This window comes from bacterium (genome assembly GCA_026129405.1).
In the GTDB taxonomy this organism is placed as follows: domain Bacteria; phylum Desulfobacterota; class Binatia; order DP-6; family DP-6; genus JAHCID01.
Map to the genome: position 1 here is coordinate 267789 of JAHCID010000006.1, position 22727 is coordinate 290515.

General features: G+C 73.4%; 20 protein-coding genes. 12 read left to right on the forward strand and 8 right to left on the reverse strand.

Annotation, left to right across the window (positions count from 1 at the left end; translation table 11 throughout):
* Positions 1-3: 3 nt before the first annotated feature.
* The 4 genes from crtI (KIT14_20200) to KIT14_20215 are packed head-to-tail and all read right to left on the reverse strand — an operon-like array spanning position 4 to position 4966.
* Positions 4-1440 carry a phytoene desaturase gene (gene crtI / locus KIT14_20200; GenBank protein ID MCW5892841.1) on the reverse strand — a complete coding sequence of 479 codons (1437 nt, stop codon included), beginning with the start codon at positions 1438-1440 and terminating at the stop codon, positions 4-6.
* Positions 1437-2327, reverse strand: a complete 891-nt coding sequence (locus KIT14_20205) for a phytoene/squalene synthase family protein (protein MCW5892842.1) — start codon at positions 2325-2327, stop codon at positions 1437-1439. Before KIT14_20205 ends, crtI (KIT14_20200) begins: the two co-directional genes overlap by 4 nt.
* Positions 2324-3871 (reverse strand): phytoene desaturase, encoded by a 1548-nt coding sequence (gene crtI, locus KIT14_20210; GenBank protein MCW5892843.1) that lies wholly within the window; start codon positions 3869-3871, stop codon positions 2324-2326. The genes KIT14_20205 and crtI (KIT14_20210) overlap by 4 nt, the downstream gene beginning before the upstream one ends.
* Positions 3872-3892: 21 nt before the next feature.
* Positions 3893-4966 (reverse strand): polyprenyl synthetase family protein, encoded by a 1074-nt coding sequence (locus KIT14_20215; GenBank protein ID MCW5892844.1) that lies wholly within the window; start codon positions 4964-4966, stop codon positions 3893-3895.
* 63 nt (positions 4967-5029) lie between these two features.
* Between KIT14_20215 and KIT14_20220 the strand changes: the two genes are divergently transcribed.
* Positions 5030-5581 carry a hypothetical protein gene (locus KIT14_20220; protein MCW5892845.1) on the forward strand — a complete coding sequence of 184 codons (552 nt, stop codon included), beginning with the start codon at positions 5030-5032 and terminating at the stop codon, positions 5579-5581.
* A 42-nt stretch (positions 5582-5623) separates the two neighbouring features.
* Here the strand turns inward: KIT14_20220 and KIT14_20225 are convergent, their stop codons facing one another.
* Positions 5624-6106, reverse strand: coding sequence for a peroxiredoxin (locus KIT14_20225; GenBank protein ID MCW5892846.1), 483 nt, complete (start codon positions 6104-6106; stop codon positions 5624-5626).
* Between the two features lie 181 nt (positions 6107-6287).
* Between KIT14_20225 and ilvD the strand changes: the two genes are divergently transcribed.
* Positions 6288-7973 (forward strand): dihydroxy-acid dehydratase, encoded by a 1686-nt coding sequence (gene ilvD, locus KIT14_20230; protein ID MCW5892847.1) that lies wholly within the window; start codon positions 6288-6290, stop codon positions 7971-7973.
* A gap of 479 nt (positions 7974-8452) precedes the next feature.
* Positions 8453-10894 carry a hypothetical protein gene (locus KIT14_20235; GenBank protein MCW5892848.1) on the forward strand — a complete coding sequence of 814 codons (2442 nt, stop codon included), beginning with the start codon at positions 8453-8455 and terminating at the stop codon, positions 10892-10894.
* A 109-nt stretch (positions 10895-11003) separates the two neighbouring features.
* Here the strand turns inward: KIT14_20235 and KIT14_20240 are convergent, their stop codons facing one another.
* A complete protein-coding gene (locus KIT14_20240; protein MCW5892849.1) occupies positions 11004-12641 on the reverse strand; it encodes an acyl-CoA dehydrogenase family protein in 1638 nt (545 codons plus the stop codon).
* 151 nt (positions 12642-12792) lie between these two features.
* On the opposite strand from KIT14_20240, the gene KIT14_20245 reads away from it, so the two are divergent.
* The 3 genes from KIT14_20245 to KIT14_20255 all read left to right on the forward strand — a co-directional run bounded on the left by KIT14_20245 (position 12793) and on the right by KIT14_20255 (position 15513).
* Positions 12793-13689 (forward strand): 3-hydroxyacyl-CoA dehydrogenase family protein, encoded by an 897-nt coding sequence (locus tag KIT14_20245; GenBank protein MCW5892850.1) that lies wholly within the window; start codon positions 12793-12795, stop codon positions 13687-13689.
* A 130-nt stretch (positions 13690-13819) separates the two neighbouring features.
* Positions 13820-15235 (forward strand): nitroreductase family deazaflavin-dependent oxidoreductase, encoded by a 1416-nt coding sequence (locus tag KIT14_20250; GenBank protein ID MCW5892851.1) that lies wholly within the window; start codon positions 13820-13822, stop codon positions 15233-15235.
* The gene (locus tag KIT14_20255) at positions 15214-15513 is read left to right on the forward strand and encodes a hypothetical protein (GenBank protein ID MCW5892852.1); all 300 of its coding nucleotides are present in this window, start codon (positions 15214-15216) and stop codon (positions 15511-15513) included. Before KIT14_20250 ends, KIT14_20255 begins: the two co-directional genes overlap by 22 nt.
* A gap of 16 nt (positions 15514-15529) precedes the next feature.
* Here the strand turns inward: KIT14_20255 and KIT14_20260 are convergent, their stop codons facing one another.
* Positions 15530-16114, reverse strand: a complete 585-nt coding sequence (locus KIT14_20260) for a trypsin-like peptidase domain-containing protein (protein MCW5892853.1) — start codon at positions 16112-16114, stop codon at positions 15530-15532.
* A gap of 138 nt (positions 16115-16252) precedes the next feature.
* Here KIT14_20260 and KIT14_20265 point away from each other — a divergent pair, with 138 nt between their 5' ends.
* A complete protein-coding gene (locus KIT14_20265) occupies positions 16253-18058 on the forward strand; it encodes a hypothetical protein (protein ID MCW5892854.1) in 1806 nt (601 codons plus the stop codon).
* 6 nt (positions 18059-18064) lie between these two features.
* On the opposite strand, the gene KIT14_20270 is transcribed toward KIT14_20265, so the two are convergent.
* Positions 18065-19378: a hypothetical protein gene (locus tag KIT14_20270; protein MCW5892855.1), complete on the reverse strand. Its 1314-nt coding sequence runs from the start codon at positions 19376-19378 to the stop codon at positions 18065-18067.
* A 316-nt stretch (positions 19379-19694) separates the two neighbouring features.
* Between KIT14_20270 and KIT14_20275 the strand changes: the two genes are divergently transcribed.
* From KIT14_20275 to KIT14_20295, 5 genes are read left to right on the forward strand one after another with little or no spacing between them, the layout of a single operon-like run.
* A complete protein-coding gene (locus tag KIT14_20275; protein ID MCW5892856.1) occupies positions 19695-20897 on the forward strand; it encodes an acetate--CoA ligase family protein in 1203 nt (400 codons plus the stop codon).
* 3 nt (positions 20898-20900) lie between these two features.
* Positions 20901-21809, forward strand: coding sequence for a CoA-binding protein (locus KIT14_20280; protein MCW5892857.1), 909 nt, complete (start codon positions 20901-20903; stop codon positions 21807-21809).
* 3 nt (positions 21810-21812) lie between these two features.
* On the forward strand, positions 21813-22037 hold the full coding sequence (locus tag KIT14_20285; GenBank protein MCW5892858.1) for a hypothetical protein: 225 nt from the start codon (positions 21813-21815) through the stop codon (positions 22035-22037).
* Positions 22038-22097: 60 nt separating this feature from the next.
* Positions 22098-22322, forward strand: a complete 225-nt coding sequence (locus tag KIT14_20290; GenBank protein MCW5892859.1) for an AbrB/MazE/SpoVT family DNA-binding domain-containing protein — start codon at positions 22098-22100, stop codon at positions 22320-22322.
* A complete protein-coding gene (locus KIT14_20295) occupies positions 22322-22726 on the forward strand; it encodes a type II toxin-antitoxin system VapC family toxin (protein ID MCW5892860.1) in 405 nt (134 codons plus the stop codon). The genes KIT14_20290 and KIT14_20295 overlap by 1 nt, the downstream gene beginning before the upstream one ends.
* The last annotated feature ends 1 nt before the right edge of the window (position 22727 follow it).

Here is a 22727-nt window from a genome sequence, read left to right on the forward strand (position 1 = left end):
GTCTCACGCCGCCACCCCGAGGTGCGCGAGCGCCAGGCCGGCCGCGAAACGTCCCGAGCGCATGACGAGCGGCACGCCGCCCCCCGGATGCGTGCCGCCGCCGGCGAAGAAGACGCCCGGCACCGGGCCGCGCATCGGCGGGCGCCGGAACGCGCCGAACCGGCCGCGCGGCAGATAGCCGTAGAGCGAGCCGCGCGGTGCACCCTGGCGCGCGAAGTCCACGGGCGTGCGCTCCGCGAGCACCGTCGCGCCGTCGAGGAGGTCTGCGCCCCACTCGCGCGCGAGGCGCGCGAGGCAGCGGGCGCGTACCGCCGCCGCCTGCGGCCAGGCTTCGGGGACGGGGCCGGCCGGCAGCGGCGGCGCGTTCGCCATGACGTAGAGGCCGTCGCGGCCCGGCGCCGCCATGGCGGCGTCGGTCGCGACGGGATGGCAGACGTAGACGGTCGGATCGGCCGCGACCTCGCCGGCGGCGAGGGCGCGGAACTCGCCGGCGTAGTCGGCAGCGAAGGCCACCGTGTGGTGCGGCAACGCCAGGCGCCGCGGCAGGCCGAGACAGAGCACGTAGCCGGACATCGCCAGCCGTCCACGCGGCTCGGGACCGAGCGGGTCGGCGTTCACGACCACGACGTCGGCGGGCTCCTCGTGCCCCGCCGGCCCGGCGCGCAGCGCGCCCGCCGTGCCGCCCCATCCTGCCCGGACGTCGCACACGACGCGCACGCCGAGCCGGCGCAGCGCCGCCCCGAGCGCGTCGACGAGCGCACCCATGCCGCCGCCCACGTGGTGCACGCCCTGGGCGAGCTCCAGGTGCGGGATCATCGCGAACGCCGCGCTCACCTCGTCCGGTGCGGCGCCGACGTAGGTCGCGAAGCGGCCTGCGAACTGGCGCAGCGCCGGCGCGCGCAGGTGCCGGGCCGCGAGACCGGCGAGCGTGCCCATGCGCATGCCGCGCACGATCGCGCCGGGCCCGCGCCGCGCGACGCGGCGGAAGAAGTCGGCGACCCCGCCGAACGGCGCTTCGAGATACGGCTCGCCCGCGACGCGCCAGAGCGTCGCCGCCTCGGCGTAGAAGGCGCGCAGCCCGTCGCCGTCGGCCGGCTCGATCGCCGCCGCCTCGGCGGCGGTGTCGTCGAGCCGATCCCAGGCACGGAAGCGGCCCCCGTCGGCGAAGCGGTACTCGCAGTGGAGCCGCAGCGGCGTGATCGGCGGCAGGAGGTCCGACGCCCCGAGCGCCGCGAACACGTCGCGCACGACGTCCGGCATGGTGAGCAGCGTCGGCCCGGTATCGAGGACGAGCCCCTCGGCGCGCAGGCGTTGCGCCTTGCCCCCGAGCGTCGCCCCGGCCTCCCACAGCGTGACCTCGAGCCCGGCCCGCGCCAGGAGCCCCGCCGCGACCAGGCCGCCGAAGCCGCCGCCCACGACGGCGGCGCGCCGCCGCGTCACGCCGGCGCCTCGCGCAGGCCGAGCGCCGCGGCGGCGAGCACCAGCTTGCGCCCACCCGAGACGACGGCGCGCCGCCGGAAGACGTCGTAGTCCTGGGCCTCGATGGCGCGCAGGATGTCGCCGTAGACCGCAGCCATGAGCCGCACCGTGAGCCGCGAGCGGGCCCCGTCGAGCAGCGGGATGCCGCGCCGGGCCTCGGCGTAGAGCGCCCGCGCCCGCGCCACCTGGGCCTGCATGCAGGCGCGGAAGCGGGCGTCGACGCGCCCGGCGCGGAGGTCCGCCTCCGACAGCCCGGCGGCGGCGAGGTCCGCCTGCGGCAGATAGATGCGGTCGCGGGCGAGATCCTCGCCGACGTCGCGCAGGATGTTCGTCAGCTGCATGGCGTGGCCGAGCGCGGCCGCCGGCGCGAGCGCAGCCGGATCCCGGTATCCGAGCAGCGGCGCCATCATGAGGCCGACGGTGCCGGCGACGAGGTAGCAGTAGCGGTCGAGGGCGGCCGCGGTAGCGTAGCGGTGCACCGTGAGGTCCATCGCGACGCCGTCGATCAGATCCTGGAGCGGCGCCTCGGGAATCGCGAAGCGGCGGATCGTGTCGCGCAGCGCCGCGGTCTCGGCGACGTCGAACGGCGCCGGCACCGCGCCGGCGCCCGGGCCGCACACCGCCCGCACCAGCGCCCGCGCGGCCTCGAGCCGCGGCACGAGTGCCGCCGGCGGCGCGCTCGGCTCGTCGACGAGGTCGTCGAGCCGGCGGCAGAACGCGTAGAGCGCGAGCGCGCCGCGGCGCCGCGCGCCGCCGAGCGCCCAGGACGCGAAGTGGAAGCTCTTCGCGTGGGTGCGGGTGAGCGCGTGCGCGCGCCGATAGCCGTCGCGGACGAGGAGGTCGTTCATGCCGCGGTGCCGGTCGCCGCCCGGCTGCCCACCTCGGCGACGGCGGGCGCCGGTTGCGCGCCGGCGTGGGCGCGGATGCGCTCGACGACCAGCCGGGCCGAGAGCATCACCATCGGCAGCCCGGTGCCGGGCTGCGTCGACGCACCGACGAAGAAGAGGTTGCGCACGGTCGGGTCCTGGTTCTTCGGCCGGAACGGACCGACCTGGAAGAAGTCGTGCGAGAGCCCGAACGCGGAGCCGAGCTCGAGGTTCAGCTCGGCGGCCCAGTCGTCGGGCGTGCGACGGTGCTCGACGACGACGTGACGCTCGACGTCGTCACAGCCGATCTCGGCGAGCCGCTGGAACACCTTGGCGCGCAGGCGCGGCCCCTCGACCGCCCAGTCGAGCGAGCGATGGCGGTGCGGCACGGGCACGAGGACGTACACCGCGTCGCCGCCGGCGACGGCACAGGCGGGATCGGTGCGCGACGGGACGTTCACGTAGAAGCTCGGATCGTCCGGCACGCGGAAGCGGCGGAAGATGTCGTCGAACGAGCCGCGGTAGTCACGCCCGAAGAAGACGTTGTGATGCAGCAGCTCCGGCAGGCGGCGCGACACGCCCAGGTAGAGCATGAAGGCGCTCGACGTGTAGCGCAGGCGCTCGGCGCGCGGCAGGCGCGTCGTCGCCGGGTCGAGGAGGTTGCGGTACGCCCACGGCAGGTCGGCGTTGCAGAGGACGACGTCGGCTGCGACGTGGCGCCCGTCCGCGAGCACGACGCCCGTGGCACGCGTCCCCTCGCAGGCGATGCGCGCGACCGGCGTGCGGTAGTGGATCGTGACGCCGAGCTCGGTACACAGCCGCTCGAGCGCGAGCGGCAGCCGGTACATGCCGCCCTTCGGGTACCAGATGCCCATCCCGAGCTCGGTGTACGGCAGGAGGCCGTAGACCGCGGGCGCGTCGTAGGGCGAGATGCCGAGGTACATCGTCTGGAAGCTGAGGGCGGCGCGCAGGCGCTCGTCGCGGAAGAAGCGGCTGACCTCGGCGTACATCTTGCGATGCGCGCGCACGCGCAGCACCTGGCGCAGGTTGCCCGGGGTCAGGAACTGGCCCAGATGATCGAAGTTGCGTCCGACGAAGCGGTCGACGGAGGTACGGTATTGGATCTGTCCCTGCGCCAGGAACTCGAGATAGCGCTGCGAGCTGCCCGGCTCGATGCGCTCCAGCTCCTGCGCCATCGCGGTGAGCTCGGTCGTGAACGTGACCGCCGAGCCGTCGCGGAAGTGGATGCGGTAGTTGGGATCGCAACGGTGCAGCGTCAGGTAGTCGGCGAGCCGCCGCCCGCAGACCGCGAACGTCTCCTCGAGAACCTCCGGCATGAGCAGCAGCGTCGGCCCGGTGTCGAAGGCGAAGCCGCGGTCGGCGATGCGCCCGCAACGCCCGCCCGGCCCCGCGCCCTGCTCGTAGACCGTCACCGCGAAGCCCTCCGCGGCGAGACGAGCCGCCGCCGACAGGCCGCCCACGCCGGCGCCGACGAGCGCGATGCGGGTTCTCCGGGTCGATGCCATGCGTCCTCCTCGTGTCACGGGTCAGACGGCGCGCGCCGCCAGCATGCCGATCAGCTCGTCCAGGAGCGCGCGCACCGCGGCATCCACGGGGAGCGCGCGCAGGGTGCGCGCCGCCGCGCGCGAGGCGTGGACGATCACGCGCTCGGCGGCGGCCCGCCCGCCGTGCGCCTCGACCAGCGCGAGCAGCCGCGCGCGGCCGGCGGGATCGTCGAGGCCGCCGCTCCACAGGCGATCGAGGTCCGCCCGCACCGGCGCGGGCGCGCGGGCATAGGCGGCGACGATCGGATACGTCGGCTTGCCCGCCACGAGATCGTCGAGCACGGGCTTGCCGGTGCACGCCGGCTCGCCGAAGAGCCCGAGGAGATCGTCGCGGATCTGGAAGGCGACGCCCACCTGCCGGCCGACGCGCTCGAGGCCGCGCAGCACGGCGGGCTCCGCCGCGGCCAGGCGCGCGCCGCCCACGAGCGGCGCGACGAAGCCGTAGCGCGCGGTCTTGAGCAGCCCGACCCGCAGCGTCTGGAACAGCGTGACCTCGGCGAGCGGCGTGCGTGCCAGCGCGAGGTCGAGGAACTGTCCCGCGGCCGTCGAGCGGCAGACGCCGAGCCAGTAGCGCGCCACCTCGCCCGCCCGCGGCAGCGCGCTCTCGAGCATCGCCTCCAGGGCGCGTGCGAAGAGGTGGTCGCCGACGACGACGGCGAGGTCCTCGCCGCGCCGGCCGTCGGCCAGACAGCGATGCAGCGCCGGCCCGCCGCGGCGGATGGCGGCCCCGTCGGCGACGTCGTCGTGGATCAGGAGGAAGGTATGCAGCAGCTCCAGGCTGGCCGCGAAGCGCCAGACGCCGTCGGGCACGGCGGCCAGCCCGCGCGCCGCGCCCCAGCCGAGGACGACGAGCGCCGGCCGCAGGCGCTTGGCGGGCCGCGCCGCGAAGGCGCGCGCTTCGCCCAGGGCGGCGGACCAGCGCGGGTCGATGCCGGCCTCGTCGGGCAGCACCAGGAGATCGTCGAGATCGCGCTCGACGCGCTCGCGGGCATGCGACAGCCACGCGATCGCCGCAACGTCGGCGGCGCGGCCGGGGCGCGGGCTCGGAGCGTCCATGCAGTGCGGGTTCTAGCCTATGTCCAGGTTGCGTCAAAGATTCGTCTAGGTTCTATGCGGGGCGTGCAGCGGCCCCTCTCGCGCGGTCTCCTCGTGGCGCTTCTCGTCCTCGGCACCTCCCTCGCCCGCGCCACCGACGTCGTCCCTCGCGACGCCGAGCTGGAGCGCACGGACGGCGGCACGGTAGCGATCCGCGTGTACCGCGGAAAGCCCGCGGTGCTCTTCTACGAGGATCGACGCTCGACGGAGCTGAACGCCGAGGTGAAGGCGGCGCTCTGGGAGCAGGGGCGCGCCGCCGGCCGCACCGACGCCGTGTACGTCGTGGCCATCGCCAACATCCAGGCCTACGACTTCTTCCCGGCCAAGGACTTCGCCGTCGCCTTCATCCGGCGGCTCGAGGGCAAGATCGGCATCCCGATCCTGCTCGACGCGCGCGGCGTCCTCTCGCAGCCGCCGTGGGACCTGCCGTCCGCGGGGGGCTCGGTGGTGCTGCTCGACGCCGACGGCCGCGTCGTCTGGCAGCACACCGGCGCGCTCGGCCCGGAGCGCACGCAAACGCTGCTCGCACGGGTCGCGTCGCTGCTGCCTTCGACGCCCACCGGCGACGCGCCGTGAGCGCACGGCGGGCGGGGCCTCCCTGCCCCGCCCGCCGGCGTCTCACAGCTTCGAGAGCACCGACTCGGCGGACGACGCGTTCAGGCCGGGGCCGGGCTCGAGGAGCAGCTCGGCCACCTTCCCGTCCTTCACGATCATGGCGTAGCGCTTCGAGCGCTGCCCCATGCCGAAGCCCGAGCCGTCCATCTCGAGGCCGACGGCGCGGGTGAACTCGCCGTTGCCGTCGGCGAGCATGCGCACCTTGCCGGGCGCGCCCTGCTCCTTGCCCCAGGCGCCCATCACGAAGGCGTCGTTCACCGCTACGCAGACGACCTCGTCGACGCCCTTGCCGCGGAGATCGCTCGCCTTCTCGACGAAGCCCGGCAGATGCTTCATCGAGCAGGTCGGGGTGAACGCCCCGGGCACCGCGAAGAGCACCACGGTCTTGCCCTGGCTGAGCTCGCGCAGCGACACGTCCTTCGGCCCGCCGTCGCCCATCTCCTTCAGCTTCACGTCGGGCAGCGCGTCTCCCACATTGATCGCCATCGTCGTCTCTCCTTCCACGCAGGTTCGCTCGTCGGTTCCGTTTCACGGGCCGGGCGTCCGGCGGCTCGAGGTCAGCGGCGGGTTGTACTCCCCGCCCGACGCTCCAGGCAACGCGCGGTGCCCGCATCCCACCCCCCGCAGTTTGACCCGCCGGGGCGTGCGCGCCAATCTCCCTCGCACCATGGCGCACGACCCGCGCGGCCGCAGCCGCGTCCTCTACGACGGGCCGGACCGGGCCCCCGCCCGCTCCTATCTGAAGGCGATCGGCCTCAGCGACGACGACATCCGCAAGCCGATCATCGGCGTCGCGAGCACCTGGATCGAGACGATGCCGTGCAACTTCGGCCTGCGCGAGCTGGCCGTCCACGTGAAGAACGGCATCCGCGCCGCCGGCGGCACGCCCATGGAGTTCAACACCGTCGCCATCAGCGACGGCATCACCATGGGCACCGAGGGCATGAAGACGTCCCTCGTCAGCCGCGAGGTCATCGCCGATTCGATCGAGCTGGTGACGCGCGGGCACATGTTCGACGGGCTCGTCGTCCTCGTCGGCTGCGACAAGACGATTCCGGGCGGCGCCATGGGCCTCCTGCGCATGGACGTCCCGGGGCTCGTGCTCTACGGCGGGTCGATCCAGCCGGGCTGCTTCCGCGAGCAGACGGTCACCGTGCTGAACCTCTTCGAGGCGGTCGGCGCCCACGCCGCCGGCAAGATCAGCGACGCCGACCTGAAGGCCCTCGAGGACGTCGCCTGTCCGGGACCCGGCGCCTGCGGCGGCCAGTTCACCGCGAACACCATGGCGATGGCGCTCGAGTTCCTGGGCCTCTCGCCGATGGGCACGGCCAGCGTCGCCGCCACCGACCCGGCGAAGTCGCGCGTCGCCGAGGAATGCGGCCGCCTCGTCATGGACCTCGTGCGGCGCGGCGTACGCCCGCGCAGCATCGTCACCCGCGCCGCGCTCGAAAACGCGATCGCCGGCGTCGCCGCCTCCGGCGGCTCGACCAACGCCGTCCTGCACCTGCTCGCGATCGCGCGCGAGACCGGCGTCCCGCTGCACATCGACGACTTCGACGTCGTCAGCCGGCGCACGCCGCTGTGGGCCGACATGCAGCCCGGCGGCCGCTTCACCGCGGTCGAGCTCGGCCGCGCCGGCGGCACCGGCATCGTCGCGCAGCGCCTCGTCGCCGCGGGACTCGCCGACGGCTCCGCCGCGACCGTCTCCGGGCGCACCTTCGGCGAGGAGGCGGTGCGCGCCCACGAGACCGCAGGCCAGGAAGTCGTCACCGCGCAGCAGAAGCCGCTCAAGCCCCACGGCGGCCTCGTCATCCTGCACGGGACGCTCGCGCCCGACGGCTGCGTCATCAAGGTCGCCGGCCACGAGCGCCGCCAGCACCGCGGTCCCGCGCGCGTCTTCGAGCGCGAAGAGGACGCGATGGCGGCCGTGCTCCACGGCAAGATCGATCCCGGCGACGTGGTCGTGATCCGCTACGAGGGCCCGCGCGGCGGGCCCGGCATGCGCGAGATGCTCGGCGTCACCGCCGCCATCATGGGCGCCGGGCTCGGCGAGAGCGTGGCCCTGCTCACCGACGGCCGCTTCAGCGGCGCCACCCGCGGCCTCATGGCGGGCCACGTCGCGCCCGAGGCCTTCGTCGGCGGACCGATCGCGGCGGTCGAGGAAGGCGACGTCATCAGCTTCGACGTCGACGCCCGCCGTCTCGACCTCGACGTCCCGGAGTCCGTCGTGCGCGAGCGGCTGGCGCGCTGGCAGGCGCCGGCCCCGCGCTATACCCACGGCGTACTCGCGAAGTATGCGGCCCTCGTCTCGTCGGCGGCCGAGGGCGCGATCACGACTCCGAACCCGCGCTGAGCAGACGTCGCCGAGCTCCCGCACCGCAGGCGACCGGACGGTGGTGATGGGCGATGGCCCGGCGCCACACCCGAGGTCGCGGGTGACTCGCCTGCTCGCGGCCGCGGTGCGGCTCGACGCCGCGGCGGTGCACGGCGCCGACGATCCCGACAGCTGGGTGGCGCACCGCTCAGCCATCGACGATCCGCTCGTTGTCCGGGCCTCCGCCCGGCGCCTTGCTCGTTCATGCTTCCATGCAAGCGCGCCCCGGGTGCGTGCCTCTAGCTAGTCAGCATCAGCGCAGATGCGCCCTTGGAGCACACCAGCCATCCTGATTGCGACGTCCGCAGGCCATCTACCCCCCATGGGAGGCGCCACTCACTACTGGACGGGATGCGCCGCCTCCATCCACCCGTGCATGCTCGGACGCAGACACGCATCGGGCATCCGCGTCCGCATCCGTTCCGAGGCCGCGCGCATGCCGCAAGGAGGGATCCGCCATGCATCGACTTCGTCGCCAGCCCCTCACAGGGCTCGTCGCGGTATCGGGTGTGCTGCTGGGACTCGCCGTCGCTGCCCCTGCCGGGGCGCAGAACCTGGTCGGCGGCCAGGCCCTCGGCCTCTACGCCAACGCCTCCGGCTTCCCGACGATCGACGAAAGCCCACACGTCGTCCTGCCGACGAGCGGCGGGAACGCCCAGGCCAGCCTGATCTCGATCGTCGCCCCCGGCCTCGCCAGCACCGGCACGCTCACCGCGAAAACCAGCGGGACGATCGGCCTCGCGAGCGCCTTGAGCGCGACCGAGGGCAGCGTCGAGCAGCTGAATCTCCTCGGCGGCCTGATCCGCGCCGACGCGCTCGTCGCGCGCTCGACCTGCACCGGCAACGGGAGCACGGCGACATGCGCCGCAACCGGGACGACGTTCACCAACCTGCGCATCAACGGCACGCTCATCGCCGCCAACGTAGCGCCGAACTCGTTCATCTCGATCCCCGGCGTGGCCACCGTGGTCGTGAACGAGCAGGTGACCACCGGCAACGGCACGACGACGGCCGGCCTCACGGTCAACATGCTCCACGTGACGCTGCTGAACGGCCTCGGCGAGATCGTCGTCGCTTCCGCTCACAGCGACGTCGATTTCCGCCCACTCGCCGACACCTGCCTTTGCCCGACGGCGAACAACACGGTGAGCGGCGACGCGTTCGGCACCGAAGTCGACGTGCTCACCGTGCAGAGCACGCGGAACCCGCGCGCCGTCCTCTCGGCACGAGGCGGCACCGCCAGCGCCCAGGTGCTGAGCGCGAGCGTCAGCAGCGTGCTCAGCACCGGGACGGCGCGCGCGAGCACGAGCGGCACCGTCACCCCGACGAACGCGAGCAGCCAGAGCACTGCCGCCGTGGAGCAGCTATCGCTCCTCGGCGGCCTCATCACCGCCAACGCCGTACAGGCACAGGCGACGTGCACCGGCAACGGCACCAGCGCCACGTGCAACGCGGCGGGCACCACGTTCGTGACCCTGTCGGTGCTGGGTCTGCCAATCGCGCTCAATACGCCGCCCAACACGGTCATCGCGCTGCCGCTCCTCGGCAGCGTGACGATCAACGAGCAGACCATCGCCGGCAACGGGACGACGACGCGCTCGCTCCGGGTGGCCGTGCTCCACGTACGCATCACGAACATCCTCGCGCTCCTCGGACTCGGCGACATCGTCGTCGCGTCGGCGCAGGCGGGCGTCGACTTCACGACCTCCCCGGCCTGCCCGAACCCGTGCAGCGACGGCAACGTCTGCAACGGCATCGAGGTGTGCGACCCGGTCCTCGGCTGCCGCCCCGGCACGCCGCTCGACTGTAGCGACGGCAGCGTCTGCAACGGCCTCGAGACCTGCGATCCCACGGCCGGCTGCCGGCCCGGCACGCCGCTCGTCTGCGACGACGGCAACGGCTGCACCGGGCTCGAGACCTGCGATCCCGTCGGCGGCTGCCAGCCCGGCTCGCCGCTCGCCTGCGGCGACGACAACCCGTGCAACGGCTCGGAGACCTGCGACCCGGTGCTCGGCTGCCGGCCCGGTCAGCCCATCGTCTGCCCCACCGGCACCACCTGCTCGCCGGCGACGGGCGCCTGCATCCCGATCGACGGCTGCGACCCGGCGCTGTGCGACGACGGCGACCTCTGCAACGGCCTCGAGGCATGCGATCCGCAGCTCGGCTGCGTCCCGGGCGCACCGCCCTACAGCGCGGCCACGACCTTCAAGTTCAAGGACGGCGGCGTCGCCAAGGGTGACGTGGGCGTGAACGGGTCGCACGGCCGGCTGACGTTCGGTCGTGCGGTGTTCATGCCGAACGCGACCGCCGTCGAGGGCGCGTTCGTGAAGCTCGGCAACGCGGCGAGCGTCTTCGACGTGCGTGCCACGACGCTCAAGGTCGGCAAGCAGGTCAGCATCCGCGGCAGCACGGACTTCCCCGACCTGCCTCTCGCCGATCCGTACTGCCCGGTGGCGGCGACGCCGGCCTGCGGCGGAGACGACGTCACCGTCCTGCAGGGCATGACCGGCGGGCCGCTCCCGCCCGGAACCTACGGGCGCGTGAAGATCGGCAACGGCGGCGTCCTCGTCCTCCAGCCCGGGACCTTCACCTTCTGCTCGCTCACGGCCGGGCGCACGGTGGCGATCCGGGTCACGGGCGCGACGGCCTCGAGCGTACGCGTCGTCGGCCCGATGCGGCTCAGCAACAACAGCCATTTCGCGCCCGACAGCGGCACGCCGCTGCCGAGCCTCACGGTCTACGGCCACTCGCTGCGCGCCAGCGCGGGCGGCTCGATCACGGCCTCGATCTCGTCACCGCAGGCCCTGCTGACGCTCGGTCGCGGCGCGATGGTGCGGGGCACGTTCTGCACCCAGGCGTTCCGCACGGACGCCAACACGCTCCTGGAGTGCCGCCTCTGAGGCGCGCGGGCGGGCGGGCGCCCCGACGGCACCGCCCGCCCCCATCAGACGAACGGCCGGGCCGCCGCCTGCGCGACGGTCCGGCCGTTCGTGGACGGGGACGCGCTGCTCAGGCGCCGAGGAGACCGCGGGCGATCACCTTCAGCTCGAGAATCGGCTTCACGCCCTCGAAGATCGGCAGCACGGTCGCATCGACGACGTGGCGCGAGATCGGGAACTCCTCGGCGTAGCCCCAGCCGCCGTGGATCAGCTGGCCCTCCTGCGTCACCCACACGGCGACGTCGGACGCGAACAGCTTCGCCATCGCCGGCTCGATGCTGACCGTCTCGTCGGCGTCCATCAGGCGCGCCGCCATGTAGGTGAGCTGGCGACCCGCCGCGAGGTGCGTCGCCATGCGACCGAGCTTGTACTGCGTCAGCTGGTAGTCGCCGATCGGCTTGCCGAACTGCTTGCGCTCGGCCGCGTAGCTGGCGGTGGTCTCGAGCGCCGCCTGCGACAGCCCGCTCGCACGCCCGCCGGTCTGCAGGCGCCCGGCGGCGAAGCCCGCCATCTGGAGATAGAAGCCCTTGCCCTCGCCCGCCGCCTCGCCCACCTGATTCTCCGCCGGGACGAAGTAGCGATCGAACGCGAGCGTGAACGAGTGCATGCCGCGGTAGCCGGGGGTGCGATCGGCCTTGCCGTGCAGCGTCCCGCCGCCCGGCTGCGTCATCGTGAACTCGTGGCCGGGGAACGGATCCTTCGGCACCACGAAGAGCGAGAGTCCCTTCGCACCCGCCTTCGGATCGGGATTCGTGCGCGCGAGCAGCGCCAGCACGTTGGCGCGGCCGGCGAACGTGCACCACGCCTTGGCGCCGTTGATGAACCACCCCGACCTGCCGTCCTGCTCGCCGCGCTCGGCGCGGCAACGTACCGAGGCGACGTCGGAGCCGGTGTCGGGCTCGGTGACCGAGATGCCGACCATGAGCTCGCCCGCGGCGACCGGCGGCAGCCAGGTCTTCTTCTGCGCCTCGGTGCCGCCCTTCAAGAGCGCCTTGGTCAGGATCTCCGGCCGCGTGATGAGGCTGCCCGCGGCCGCGAGCGACGCCGTCGACAGCTCCTCGGTGATCACGATCATGGGCAGGTTGCCCATGCCCTGGCCGCCGTACTCCTCGGGCACCGACATGCCGAAGTAGCCGAGCTCGCGCATGGCGCCGATGATCGACTCGGGCACGAGATCGTCGGTGCGGTGGATGTGCTCGGCGAGCGGCGCGACCTCTTTGCGGGCGAACGCGCGTGCGGACTCGCGGGCCATCTCGGCGATGTCGCCGTCGATCCAGCCGTCGTCGGCGCCGCGGGTACGCAGCACCTCGGCTCCGATGGCGCGCAAGCGCGACTCGTGCTGGGCGGCGCGGATCGCAGCCCGCACGGCGGGTGCGCCGAGGGTGCGGCCGAGGACGTCGTCCGCGACGCCGAAGTCGTCGGCCTGAGCCTCGAGCAGGCCCCGCAGCTTCGCCGCGACCTCGCCGGCGAACGCCGCCGCCATCCGCTCGGCCTGCTCGCCGCCCCGCCCCGCCGCGCGCGCCTGGGCCGCGTACTCGGCGAGCGCCTCGGCCGCCCGCACCTCGGTGGCTGCATAGGCCAGGCGCTCCGCATGCACCTGATGATCGTCGATACCCTTGCCGCCGTCGGTCGTGCGACGCCCGATCTCGAGGGCCGTGTCGACCGTCGTGCGGAGGGCGTCGAGGATGGTCTGCGTTTCGCTGGACATGCCGGCATGTAGCATCCGGCGCCTCGCAAAGACCAGTGGCGACGCGGCCCCGCGCGGTGCGGCATTTGACGCCCGCGACCCGGATGTCGTAGCTCCCCGCGGACTTGCGCGCCGTACCCGACGGCCGCGCCACCCAAGGGGGAAGAGTAGCATGGAGATCCGCACCGTCGGCGTCCTCGGCGCCGGCCAGATGGGCCTCGGCATCGCGCAGGCCGCCGCCAAGGCGGGCTTCGACACCATCATGGTGAAGGCGACGCCCGGCAGCCTCGACGCCCAGCGCGGCAAGGTCGAGAAGCAGCTCGCGAAGGAGCTGGAGAAGGGCAAGCTCACGGCCGCCGACCACGGCGCGCTGCTCGAGCGCCTCAAGTGGAGCACGCACCTCCACGACCTCGCGAGCGCCGACATCGTCGTCGAGTCGATCGTCGAGGAGCTGCCGGTGAAGCGCGACCACTTCGAGCGCCTCGAGGACATCGCCAAGGAGACGACGATCTTCGCGACCAACACGTCGACGCTGACCGTCGCCGACCTCGCCGCCGCCACGCGCCGGCCCGACAAGGTCGTGGGCCTGCACTTCTTCAATCCGGTGCACGCGATGAAGCTGGTCGAGGTGGCGCCGTCGCTGCGCACGTCGCAGGAGACGGTCGATACCTGCGTCGCGTTCGCGAAGAAGCTCGGCAAGCTGCCGGTCGTGGTGCAGGACTCGACCGGCTACATCGTGAATCGGCTGCTCGTCCCCTACATGGTCGACGCCGTCCGCTGCCTCGAGCGTGGGCTCGGCTCGATCGCCGACATCGACGCCGCGATGATGAACGGCGCGAACCATCCGATGGGCCCGCTCGCCCTCGCCGACTTCATCGGGCTCGACATCGTCTTCCACATGTCGAGCCTGCTCCAGGACGAGTACAAGGAAACACGGCTCGCCCCGCCGCCGCTGCTGCGCCGCATGGTCCTCGCGGGCTTCCTCGGCCGCAAGAGCGGCAAGGGCTTCTACGACTACGCGACGACGCCGCCCCAGGCGCACGACGCGCTCGTCGCCCGTACCCGCTGAGCCCGACGGCCGCGCGCGCCGTCGGCCGGCGCGCGCGGCCGCACACGTTCGTCCTTGACAGCGCGCCTGCGGGCGCGCGACCGTCCGGACGCGCCGACCCGAGCACACGGGCTCCGGCGCGGGGGGACAGATGGCGCAGACGATCCTCGACGCGGCGGCCGCGGCCGCCGAGGGGGACGACTGGGACCAGGCGACCGCGCGCGCGCTCGTGGCGGCGCTCCATGCCCGCCATGCCGAGGGCGACAGCTACGCGTGCCACCTCGCCGCCGTCGCGCTCGCCGCGTACTGCAAGCTGGTCCGGATCATCGTGCCCCAGCAGACGTTGTGGACGGTGAATCCGTACCGCCGCTGCGACTTCCGCTGCGGCTACTGTAGCGTCTTCGCGCAGGGCGCGGCCGCGCCGGTGCTCCTCGGCGAGCCGTTGCGCCGGCAGCTGCGGCGCGAGCTCGCCCTCGTCCCGCGCGACCATCACCTCGCACTCTCGTCGATGTGCGACGCCTACGTGCCGGCCGAAGCCCGTCACGGCGTCGCGCGCATCGCGATCGAGGAGCTGCTCGCCGACGACCGCTGCGTGCACGTCGTCACCAAAGGCACCGTCGTCCGGCGCGACGTCGACCTGCTGCGCCGTGCGCGCTGTGCGAAGGTCGAGGTGTCGATGTGCACGCTCGATCCCGTGCACGCCGCCCGGCTGGAGCCGGGCGCCGCGCCGCCGGCCGAGCGGCTCGCGCTCGCCCGCGAGCTCGCCGACGCCGGGCTCGACGTCGGCATCAGCCTCGCACCGTGGATTCCCGGGATCACCGACGTCGCGGCGGTCGTACGTGCCGTCGGCCCCGCGCGCCGGGTGACGATCTCGCCGCTCAAATGCAACGCCGGCGGCGGCCGCATGTGGTTCGCCGGACGTCCCTGGCTCCAGGAGGACGTCAACCGGCGCTACGTCGCCGAGCGCGAGCGCTTCCACGGCCACGCGATGCTGCGCTGGGAGGCGCCCTGGCGCTTCGGCGACCACTACCGCGACGTCTACCGGCCGATGGAGTTCGTGCTCGACGGCGACCAGCTGCGCTCGCCCGAGCCGCCCCCCGATCGCGTGACGCGCACCTTCGCCTGGCTCGCGCGCCGCCGCGTGTGGACGCACGCGGCACGCGGGCTCGCCGCCGCCGACCGCGCCACCGGCGGACGTCTCCGCGTCGGGCGCCAGCCGCACCTGCTGCTCACGACGTACGGCCGCCGCTCCGGCCGATCCCGCACGGTGCTCCTCTGGTACGTCGAGGTCCCCGGCGGCTGGGCCGTCGTCGCCGCGAACGGCGGGGCCGACCGGCACCCGCACTGGTGGCGCAACCTGTGCGCGCGCCCCGAGGCCATGGTCCGCGTCGGGCGCAAGCGGGCTTCCATCCGCGCCCGTGCGGCGTACAAGCATGAGCTGCGTCCGCTCTGGACGGCGCTGCATGCCGCCAACCCGCTCTACCGGCGATTCCTGGCCCTCACCGCCCGCGGCCTCCCGGTCGTGGTGCTGGAGCGCGTGACGGGATGCGGTGCCGGCTCGGCCTGATCCTCGGCGTCCTCCTGGTGACGCCGCCGTACGGCGTCCCGCCGCCGTGGGGCAGCACGAGCGTCGGCTGCAACGATCCGGGCCACCTCTCCGAGTGCGCGCCGCTCTCCATGTGGCGCGTGCGCGGCAGCTACCCGGACGTCGTGGCCTGCCGGCGCGAGCGCGACGCGCGCATCGCCGCCGCGACCGACGACGTGGCCTGGGCCGAGCTCGAGCATTCCCGCTGTCTGCCCGAAGAGCGCGTGCGCCGCGGCGGCGCGCTCCTCCCGGGCGAGTGACGCACCGTCGCCGGCCTCACGGCGCCGCGAGCACGGCCACGACGACATCGATGCGCACGGCGAGACCGCGATCCGACGCATGCCCCGCGCCCCCGCCGTAGCTGCGTATGGCGTTCATGCCGAGGACGCGGCCCGCGGCATCGAGCAGCGGGCCGCCGCTGCTGCCCGCGGCGAGGCGGGCGTCGTGGACGATCATGGTGTCGAGCACGCCGTGCACCGTGCCCGTCGAACGCATGACCACCCGCCGGCCGCCCGCGAAGCCGAGCGCGGCGACGGGCTCGCCGTGACGCACGCCGGACGCCCGCAACGGCAGCGGCGGACGCGCGAGCGGGGAGCGCAGGATCGCGACGTCGCGCCCGCGGTCGAGCCGCACCACCTGCCCGACGGCCTCGACGTCGCCATCCAGGACGAGCGTCGCCGTGCGCCGCTCGCCGACGACGTGCGCGCTCGTCGCCACCAGCCCCGGGCCGACGAAGAACCCGGAGCCGACGGTCGTCGGCGTCTCCACCCGCACGACCGACGCGCCGCTCCCGCTCGCAACGCCGGTCCCGCCGCGTCGCCACGGCGCACACGCCGCCAGCGCCGCGCAGGCGAGCAGCACGGCGACTCGGCCGCGGGCGCGACGCCGCGGGTGCGACGCGTCCCGACGCATGCCGTCCCCTATCCTGCCGCCCCGGCGCGGCACCAGCCGCACACGACCGTTGACTCCGGGCGCCGCCGCTCCTATTGCCGCCGCGCCATGATCGTCCGGCGGCCCCGCGTCACGCTCGACGCCGATCGCGCCCGCCTCGCCGTGCGCGTCGAGAGCGAGAGCGCCGCGTTCGCGACACGCGATCTCCACCTGGCGGTGCCGCGCGCGCAGGCGGACTGGCTCGACGCCTCGGGGACGCCCTGGCTACCGATGCTCCTGCTCCTCGCCGGCACGCTGCGCGAGCGCCTCGTCCTCGAGGCGCCGGTGTCGCCGCGGCTGCTCGCCGCCGCGCCCGACGTCGCGCGCCAGTGCGGCGCGTGGTGGGACCTTGGCGCCGCTCGCGTCGAGGCCGACGCCGCCGCGCCGGACGGCGCACCGACCGGCACCGAGACGCTGTGCTGCTTCACCCGCGGCGTCGACTCCTGGTACGCCGCCGAACGCCTCGCCCGCGACGGCGAGGCGGCGACGCGCACGCACCTCCTCTACGTTCCCGACTTCGACCGGCACTACACGCCGCCGCGCCGGCGCGAAGCCGTCCGGCGCACGCGCGAGGCGGCCGCACGGCTCGGACTGCCGCTGATCGTCGTGCTCGAGCACGACCTGCGCGAGCTGCTCGACCCGTTCGTCATCTGGGACTTCACCCACGGCGGCGCGCTGGCGGGGACCGCGCTCGCCCTCGGCAACGCCGTCGCCACCTTCGTGATCCCCGGCACGCACGACCATGCCCACCGGCCGGCGCACGGCAGCCATCCCGACCTCGACCCACGCTGGTCCACCGAGCGCACGACCGTCGTCTACGACGCCGCCGACGTGCCCCGCACCGCGAAGGTGCAGGCCGTCGCCGCGTCGCCGATCGCGCTGCCGCGCCTCAAGGTCTGCTGGGAGGCCGACGTCGACGACAACTGCGGCCGCTGCCGCAAGTGCCTGCGCACCATGCTCGCGCTCGCCTTCGCCGGCCGCCTCGAGGGCGCGCCGTTCGCAGCCCCGCTCACCCTCGAAGCGTTCGGCGCGCTGCCGCCGCCGCGCCGCGAGCAGCGCCGCATGCTGTTCACCGAGCTGTACGACGCCGTTCCCGACGATCCCGCCTGGGACGCCTGGCGCGAGGCGCTGCAGGCGCGTCTCTCCTGGTGGCATCCCGACGCGCCCCTGCCGCTGCCGCTGCCGGAGGGCACGACCGTGCGCGTCGAGACGCCGCCGGGAACGGCCCGCACGCTCGCCGCCACCGCCGCCCGCGGCCTTCTCCCGGGCGAGCTCGTCGCGCGCGACCCGACTGCGCCCGCCACGCATCGCCTCGAGGTGACGTGGACGGCGCCGGCGCGGGGATCCGTCGCCCTCCCCTGGCGCCCGCCGGCGGCGGCGCGCGAGCGCCTGCTCGCGACATGCCGCGCCGAGACCGCGCGCCCCGTGCCGTGGTGCCTGCTCGAGCCGCCCGGCCCCGGCAGCAGCGAGGTGATCGTCGCACTCACGCGGGCGTGGGGGCCGGGCGTCGTGTGGACGCCGCATCGCGCCCTCCCGGGCACCGACCACGGCGTCCCCGCGGCGGAGGCCGCGGCGATCCAGCAGCGCGCCCGGGTGCGCGCCTGGCGCGGCGACGGCGCGGCGCTCGATCCGTTCCGGGTGCTCGCCGCGCTCGCCCACGGCTGCCTGCCGCTCCAATGCGTCGCCCCCGACGAGTGGGCGACGCTGGTGCCGGCGCTGCCGCGCGGGCTCGATGCCTTCGTGCTGGCGCTCGACCCGGACGGCCTCGCCCCGCTCGACGCCGCCGCACGCCTCGAGCGCGGCCTCGCGGTGATCCTCGCCGGCTCGCTCGAGCGCGACCTCCACGCCGCGCTCGCGGCGCTCGGCCTCGCCTGAGCGCGCCTACCTGCCGATCGACGACGCCTTCGCGGCCTTCTTGATCTCGACCACGTCGGCCTTCAACAGGTAGCCGGCCTTCATCGCCTTGCGTGCCGCGCGCACCACGGCCTTCACGTACTGCGTGTGGCTCGGGTAGAGGCTCGCGAGGGTCGCAGCGTCGAAGGGCACCGTCGTGCCGAAGAGGCCGCAGAACGCGTTGCCCGTCTGCCCGAGGCCCGAGAGCGCAGCGATCGGCACGTCGACCTGCGGCGTGCGGATGCCGCCGAGCGCGTTGCCGAGCGCGTCGCGCTCGATCACCGGCGGCGTGCCCGGCGTCACCGTGAGCCGCGGCGCGCTCGCGCCGCGCACCTTGCCCGTCCGCACCCAGCGGGCGAGCCGCCACAGGGCCGCGTTGAGGACGTAGTGCTGCGGCCCGGCGTTGATCGGCGAGTTGCAGGTGAAGATGCCGAAGATCGACGTCACCGGCGGATCGTAAGTGGTGTCGGCCGCGCCGCGCCCGGCGTCGCCGGGACCGACGGCGAGGCCGTAGGTGTCGTCGTGCGCCGTCCCCGCCACCTCCCAGAGCCGCACCTTGCCGGCGTCGGGCTGGCGGTCGGCGAAGTAGCCGAGCGACACCAGGTCGGTCTCGGTCTGGAAGATCATCGTCGGCACGTCGACGTCGTCGCGCACGTGCACCGACGCCGGCGCGGCGATCGCGGCCTGCGGCGCCTGGGAGAGCGCGGCGCTGCCACCGCCGCGGCTGTGGATGAGGAAGCCGTCGTAGATGCGCGCGGTCGGATGCACCGCGTTGACGTAGGTCGTCAGGCGAAACGCCGACTGCGACTCGCCGACGGCGATGATGCGGCGCGGCCGCAGCGGCCCGAGCGGCGGCGGCCCGCTCGGGCTGCGCAGCGCGGCGGCGACCTGCGAGTAGATGTCGTACGAGAAGCTGTCGCCCGGATGGCTGAGCGGGGCGTAGCGCTGCGGGTTCACCGTCTTGAGCGCGAGGCTCAGGCCGAGCGGACCGCCCGTCCCCGCCACGCCCTGGAACTGCGCCGACACGCCGACCCAGGCGTAGCCGTCGCGCCGCAGCAGCGTCTGCACGAACGTCCAGTCGGGTGCGGCGTCGAGGCCCCCCGAGACGTTCAGCCACTCGACGACGACGGTGCCGTTGAACTTCCGCTTGTCCACCGGCCGGCGCACGAGGATGCGGGTGGTGTACGGCGCGGTCGGCCCGTCCGCCGCCGCGACCCACCTGCCGTCGGTCGCGAGCGGCTCCCTCGCGGTGAACGCGCGCGCCGTTCCCGAGAGGAAGTACTCCTCCTCGACCCAGCCCAGGCCGGAAAGATCGAGCGTCGAGGGCGGCGTGATGAACGCGCTGCCCGGGGACGAGATCGGCCCGCTGATCGTCGGCGCGGGAACCTCAGCCGACGCGGCGCTCGCGGCGAGCAGCAGACCGCCGAGGGCGGTGCACACGAGGGAGCGGCATCGGTCGTGCCAGCGGGCGGACATGGTCGAGCGGCTACCACCTGCGGCCGCGGGTTGTCACGCCCCGCGAGCCGATCGGCCATGCCTGCCTCATCGGCCCGATCGCGGTTGACCCTCCGCAACGCGGCGTGTTACCGACCCTCGGTTCCACAGCCCGAGGAGGCCCATGCGGTTCTACGAGTACGAGGCCAAGCAGCTCTTCGCGAAGCACGGCATCCCGCTGCTCAAGGGACGCGTCGCGAAGACCGCGGCGGAGGCGAAGGAGATCGCCGCCGAGATCGGCAAGCCGGTCGTCATCAAGTCGCAGGTGCTCACCGGCGGCCGCATGAAGGCCGGCGGCGTCAAGTTCGCGGACGACCCGGACACCGCCGCGAAGCACGCCGAGGACATCCTTCGGCTCGTCATCAACGGGCAGGTCGCGCGCGGCGTCCTCGTCGAGGAGCGCGTCCCGGTCGTGCAGGAGTACTTCGCCGCCGTCACCTGGGACGGCCGCAGGAAGCTCCCGGTGCTGATCTTCAGCGACATGGGCGGGATCGACATCGAGGAGGTCGCGGAGAAGCACCCCGACCACGTGTCGCACGTCCACGTCTCCACCCTGCTCCCCTTCAGCGCCTACAAGGCGAAGGAGGCGATCGGCGGCACGGGACTCTCGGGAGACGTGCTGAACAAGCTCACGCCGATCCTCGCGACGCTCGTCGAGCTGTTCATGCGCTACGACCTGACGCTCGCCGAGATCAACCCGATCGGACGCACCGAAGACGGCCGCATCCTCGTCCTCGACGGCCACATCGACCTCGAGGGCGACGCGCGCGACAAGCACGCGAAGGTCATCGCCGAGCTCGGCATCGGCAAGGAGGAGACGCGCGAGGCGCGCCCGCCGACCGAGTTCGAGATCAAGGGGGCCGAGGTCGACGCCTCGGACCACCGCGGCGTCGCCGGCAACGTGAAGGAGTTCGACGGCGACCTGGGCCTCGTGATCGGCGCCGGCGGCGGCTCGCTGACGCTGTTCGACGCCATCCGCAAGCACGGCGGCAAGCCGGCGAACTACTGCGAGATCGGCGGCAACCCGAGCGTCAAGAAGGCGAAGGAGCTGACGAAGCTCATCCTCTCGAAGCCGGGCGTGAAGAAGATCGCCGTGATGATGAACGTGGTCTCGAACACGCGCGTCGACATCGTCGCCCGCGGCGTCATCAAGGGCTGCGTCGAGGCGGGCCGCAATCCCGCCGACACCATCGCGATCTTCCGCATCCCGGGCGCATGGGAGGACGACGGCTTCAAGATCCTGGAGAAGTACGGCGTCGAGTACTGCGATCGCTCGGTGTCGATGTACGAAGCGGCCGGACGCGCCGTGAAGAAGATGGCGAGCTGAGCGATGTCGATCCTCATCAACAAGGACACCACGGTCATCATCCAGGGCATCACCGGCCGCGAGGCGGTGAACCTGACGCGCGAAGGCCTCGACTACGGCACCAAGATCATCGGCGGCGTGACGCCGGGTCGCGCCGGCCGCGACGTCTACGGCGTCCCCGTCTACGACTGCGTGCGCGACATCACGAAGCAGCACCAGGTCGACGCGTCGATCGTCACCGTGCCGCCGAAGTTCACGCAGGACGCCGTCTTCGAGGCCATCGAGGCCGGCGTGAAGCTCGTCGTCATCGTCACCGAGCGCATCCCGCGCTTCGAGGTAGCGCAGATGGTCGAGCTCGCGAAGCTGCGCGGCGCCCGCATCATCGGGCCGAACTGCCTCGGCGTGCTCTCGCCCGACGAGGCCAAGGTCGGCGGCCTCGGCGGCCCCGCGGTGAACGTCCGCCGCGCTTTCAAGAAAGGCACGATCGGCGTGATGTCGCGCTCGGGCGGCATGACCACCGAGATCGCCAACACGCTCTCCGCCGCCGGATTCGGCCAGTCGACCTGCGTGTCGATCGGCGGCGACGCCGTCATCGGCTCGACCTACGCCGAGCTGATGCCGCTCTTCGAGGCCGACCCGGAGACGAAGGCCATCGCCATCTACTCCGAGCCCGGCGGCCGCATGGAGGCCGAGCTGGCCGACTGGGTGAAGGAGCACAAGTCGCGCCTGCCCATCGTCGCGTTCATGGCCGGCCGCTTCATGGACGAGATGCCCGGCATGCGCTTCGGCCACGCCGGCACCATCGTCGAAGGCAAGGCCGACACGACGGCCGACAAGATCGAGCGCATGCGCGCCGCCGGCATCGGCGTCGCCGAGCGCATCGAGGAGATTCCGGGGCTGATCGAGGAAGGCCTCGCCAAGGTGGGGGCCTGACCGATGCCCGGCATGTTCATCGACGTGAAGCTCGACCCGAAGGTGCAGGCCGATCCGGCCATGGCGAAGAAGCTGACCGAGGTCTGCCCGGTCAACATCTTCAAGGTCGGCGCGAACGGCCACTGCGAGATCGTCGACGACAACCTCGACGAGTGCACGCTGTGCGACCTGTGCGTGAAGGCCGCGCCGGCGGGCGCGGTGACGATCGTCAAGCTGTACGAGGGGTGAGCGCCGCGGCGGTCGGCAGGCTCTCGGCACCGTCGAGGTCGCGCCGAACGGCCGGTCGTCCTGCAGGGGCGAGTCACCATCCCGGTCGAGATCCGCGAACGCTTGGGGCTCTTGCCCAACAGCGAGGTGGAATTCACCGTCGAGGGCACGGCGGTGCGGATCAGGAAGGCCCGGGGCGGGCGCCAGCCAGGGCGGGGTCGCAGCATCGTCGAGCACCTGCGGGGCAAGGCGACCAGCGGCCTCACGACCGAGCAGATCATGGCGCTCACGCGTGGCGGGAAGTAGTGCCCGTCCTGGTCGACAGCAACGTGCTGCTCGACGTCCTGACGGAGGATCCGCGCTGGTCGCCGTGGTCCATGGACGCGCTCGCCGAGCAAGGCGATCGGGACGTCCTGGCGATCAGTCCCATCATCTACGCCGAAGTGTCGGTCGGCTTCCGGCGGATCGAAGAGGTCGACGCCGAGCTCCCGCGGGTGACGTTCCATCGTCTCGCCCTCCCCTGGGAGGCCGCGTTCCTCGCGGGCAAGTGCTTCGTCGCCTACCGCAAGCGCCGGGGGGTCCGGACATCGCCATTGCCGGACTTCTACATCGGTGCGCACGCCAGCGTGTCGGGTCTGAAGCTGCTCACGCGTGACGCCCCTCGCTACCGGACCTGTTTCCCGAAGCTGACACTGATCGCTCCCTCCTGAG

Bases quoted from the DNA above. Each gene is read 5' to 3' on its own strand.
- KIT14_20250 (MCW5892851.1), top strand. From the start codon at position 13,820: ATGGCGCAGACGATCCTCGACGCGGCGGCCGCGGCCGCCGAGGGGGAC.
- KIT14_20285 (MCW5892858.1), top strand. From the start codon at position 21,813: ATGCCCGGCATGTTCATCGACGTGAAGCTCGACCCGAAGGTGCAGGCC.
- KIT14_20280 (MCW5892857.1), top strand. From the start codon at position 20,901: ATGTCGATCCTCATCAACAAGGACACCACGGTCATCATCCAGGGCATC.
- KIT14_20215 (MCW5892844.1), bottom strand. From the start codon at position 4,966: ATGGACGCTCCGAGCCCGCGCCCCGGCCGCGCCGCCGACGTTGCGGCG.
- crtI (MCW5892843.1), bottom strand. From the start codon at position 3,871: ATGGCATCGACCCGGAGAACCCGCATCGCGCTCGTCGGCGCCGGCGTG.
- KIT14_20275 (MCW5892856.1), top strand. From the start codon at position 19,695: ATGCGGTTCTACGAGTACGAGGCCAAGCAGCTCTTCGCGAAGCACGGC.
- KIT14_20235 (MCW5892848.1), top strand. From the start codon at position 8,453: ATGCATCGACTTCGTCGCCAGCCCCTCACAGGGCTCGTCGCGGTATCG.
- KIT14_20245 (MCW5892850.1), top strand. From the start codon at position 12,793: ATGGAGATCCGCACCGTCGGCGTCCTCGGCGCCGGCCAGATGGGCCTC.
- KIT14_20265 (MCW5892854.1), top strand. From the start codon at position 16,253: ATGATCGTCCGGCGGCCCCGCGTCACGCTCGACGCCGATCGCGCCCGC.
- KIT14_20240 (MCW5892849.1), bottom strand. From the start codon at position 12,641: ATGTCCAGCGAAACGCAGACCATCCTCGACGCCCTCCGCACGACGGTC.
- KIT14_20225 (MCW5892846.1), bottom strand. From the start codon at position 6,106: ATGGCGATCAATGTGGGAGACGCGCTGCCCGACGTGAAGCTGAAGGAG.
- KIT14_20205 (MCW5892842.1), bottom strand. From the start codon at position 2,327: ATGAACGACCTCCTCGTCCGCGACGGCTATCGGCGCGCGCACGCGCTC.
- ilvD (MCW5892847.1), top strand. From the start codon at position 6,288: ATGGCGCACGACCCGCGCGGCCGCAGCCGCGTCCTCTACGACGGGCCG.
- KIT14_20255 (MCW5892852.1), top strand. From the start codon at position 15,214: ATGCGGTGCCGGCTCGGCCTGATCCTCGGCGTCCTCCTGGTGACGCCG.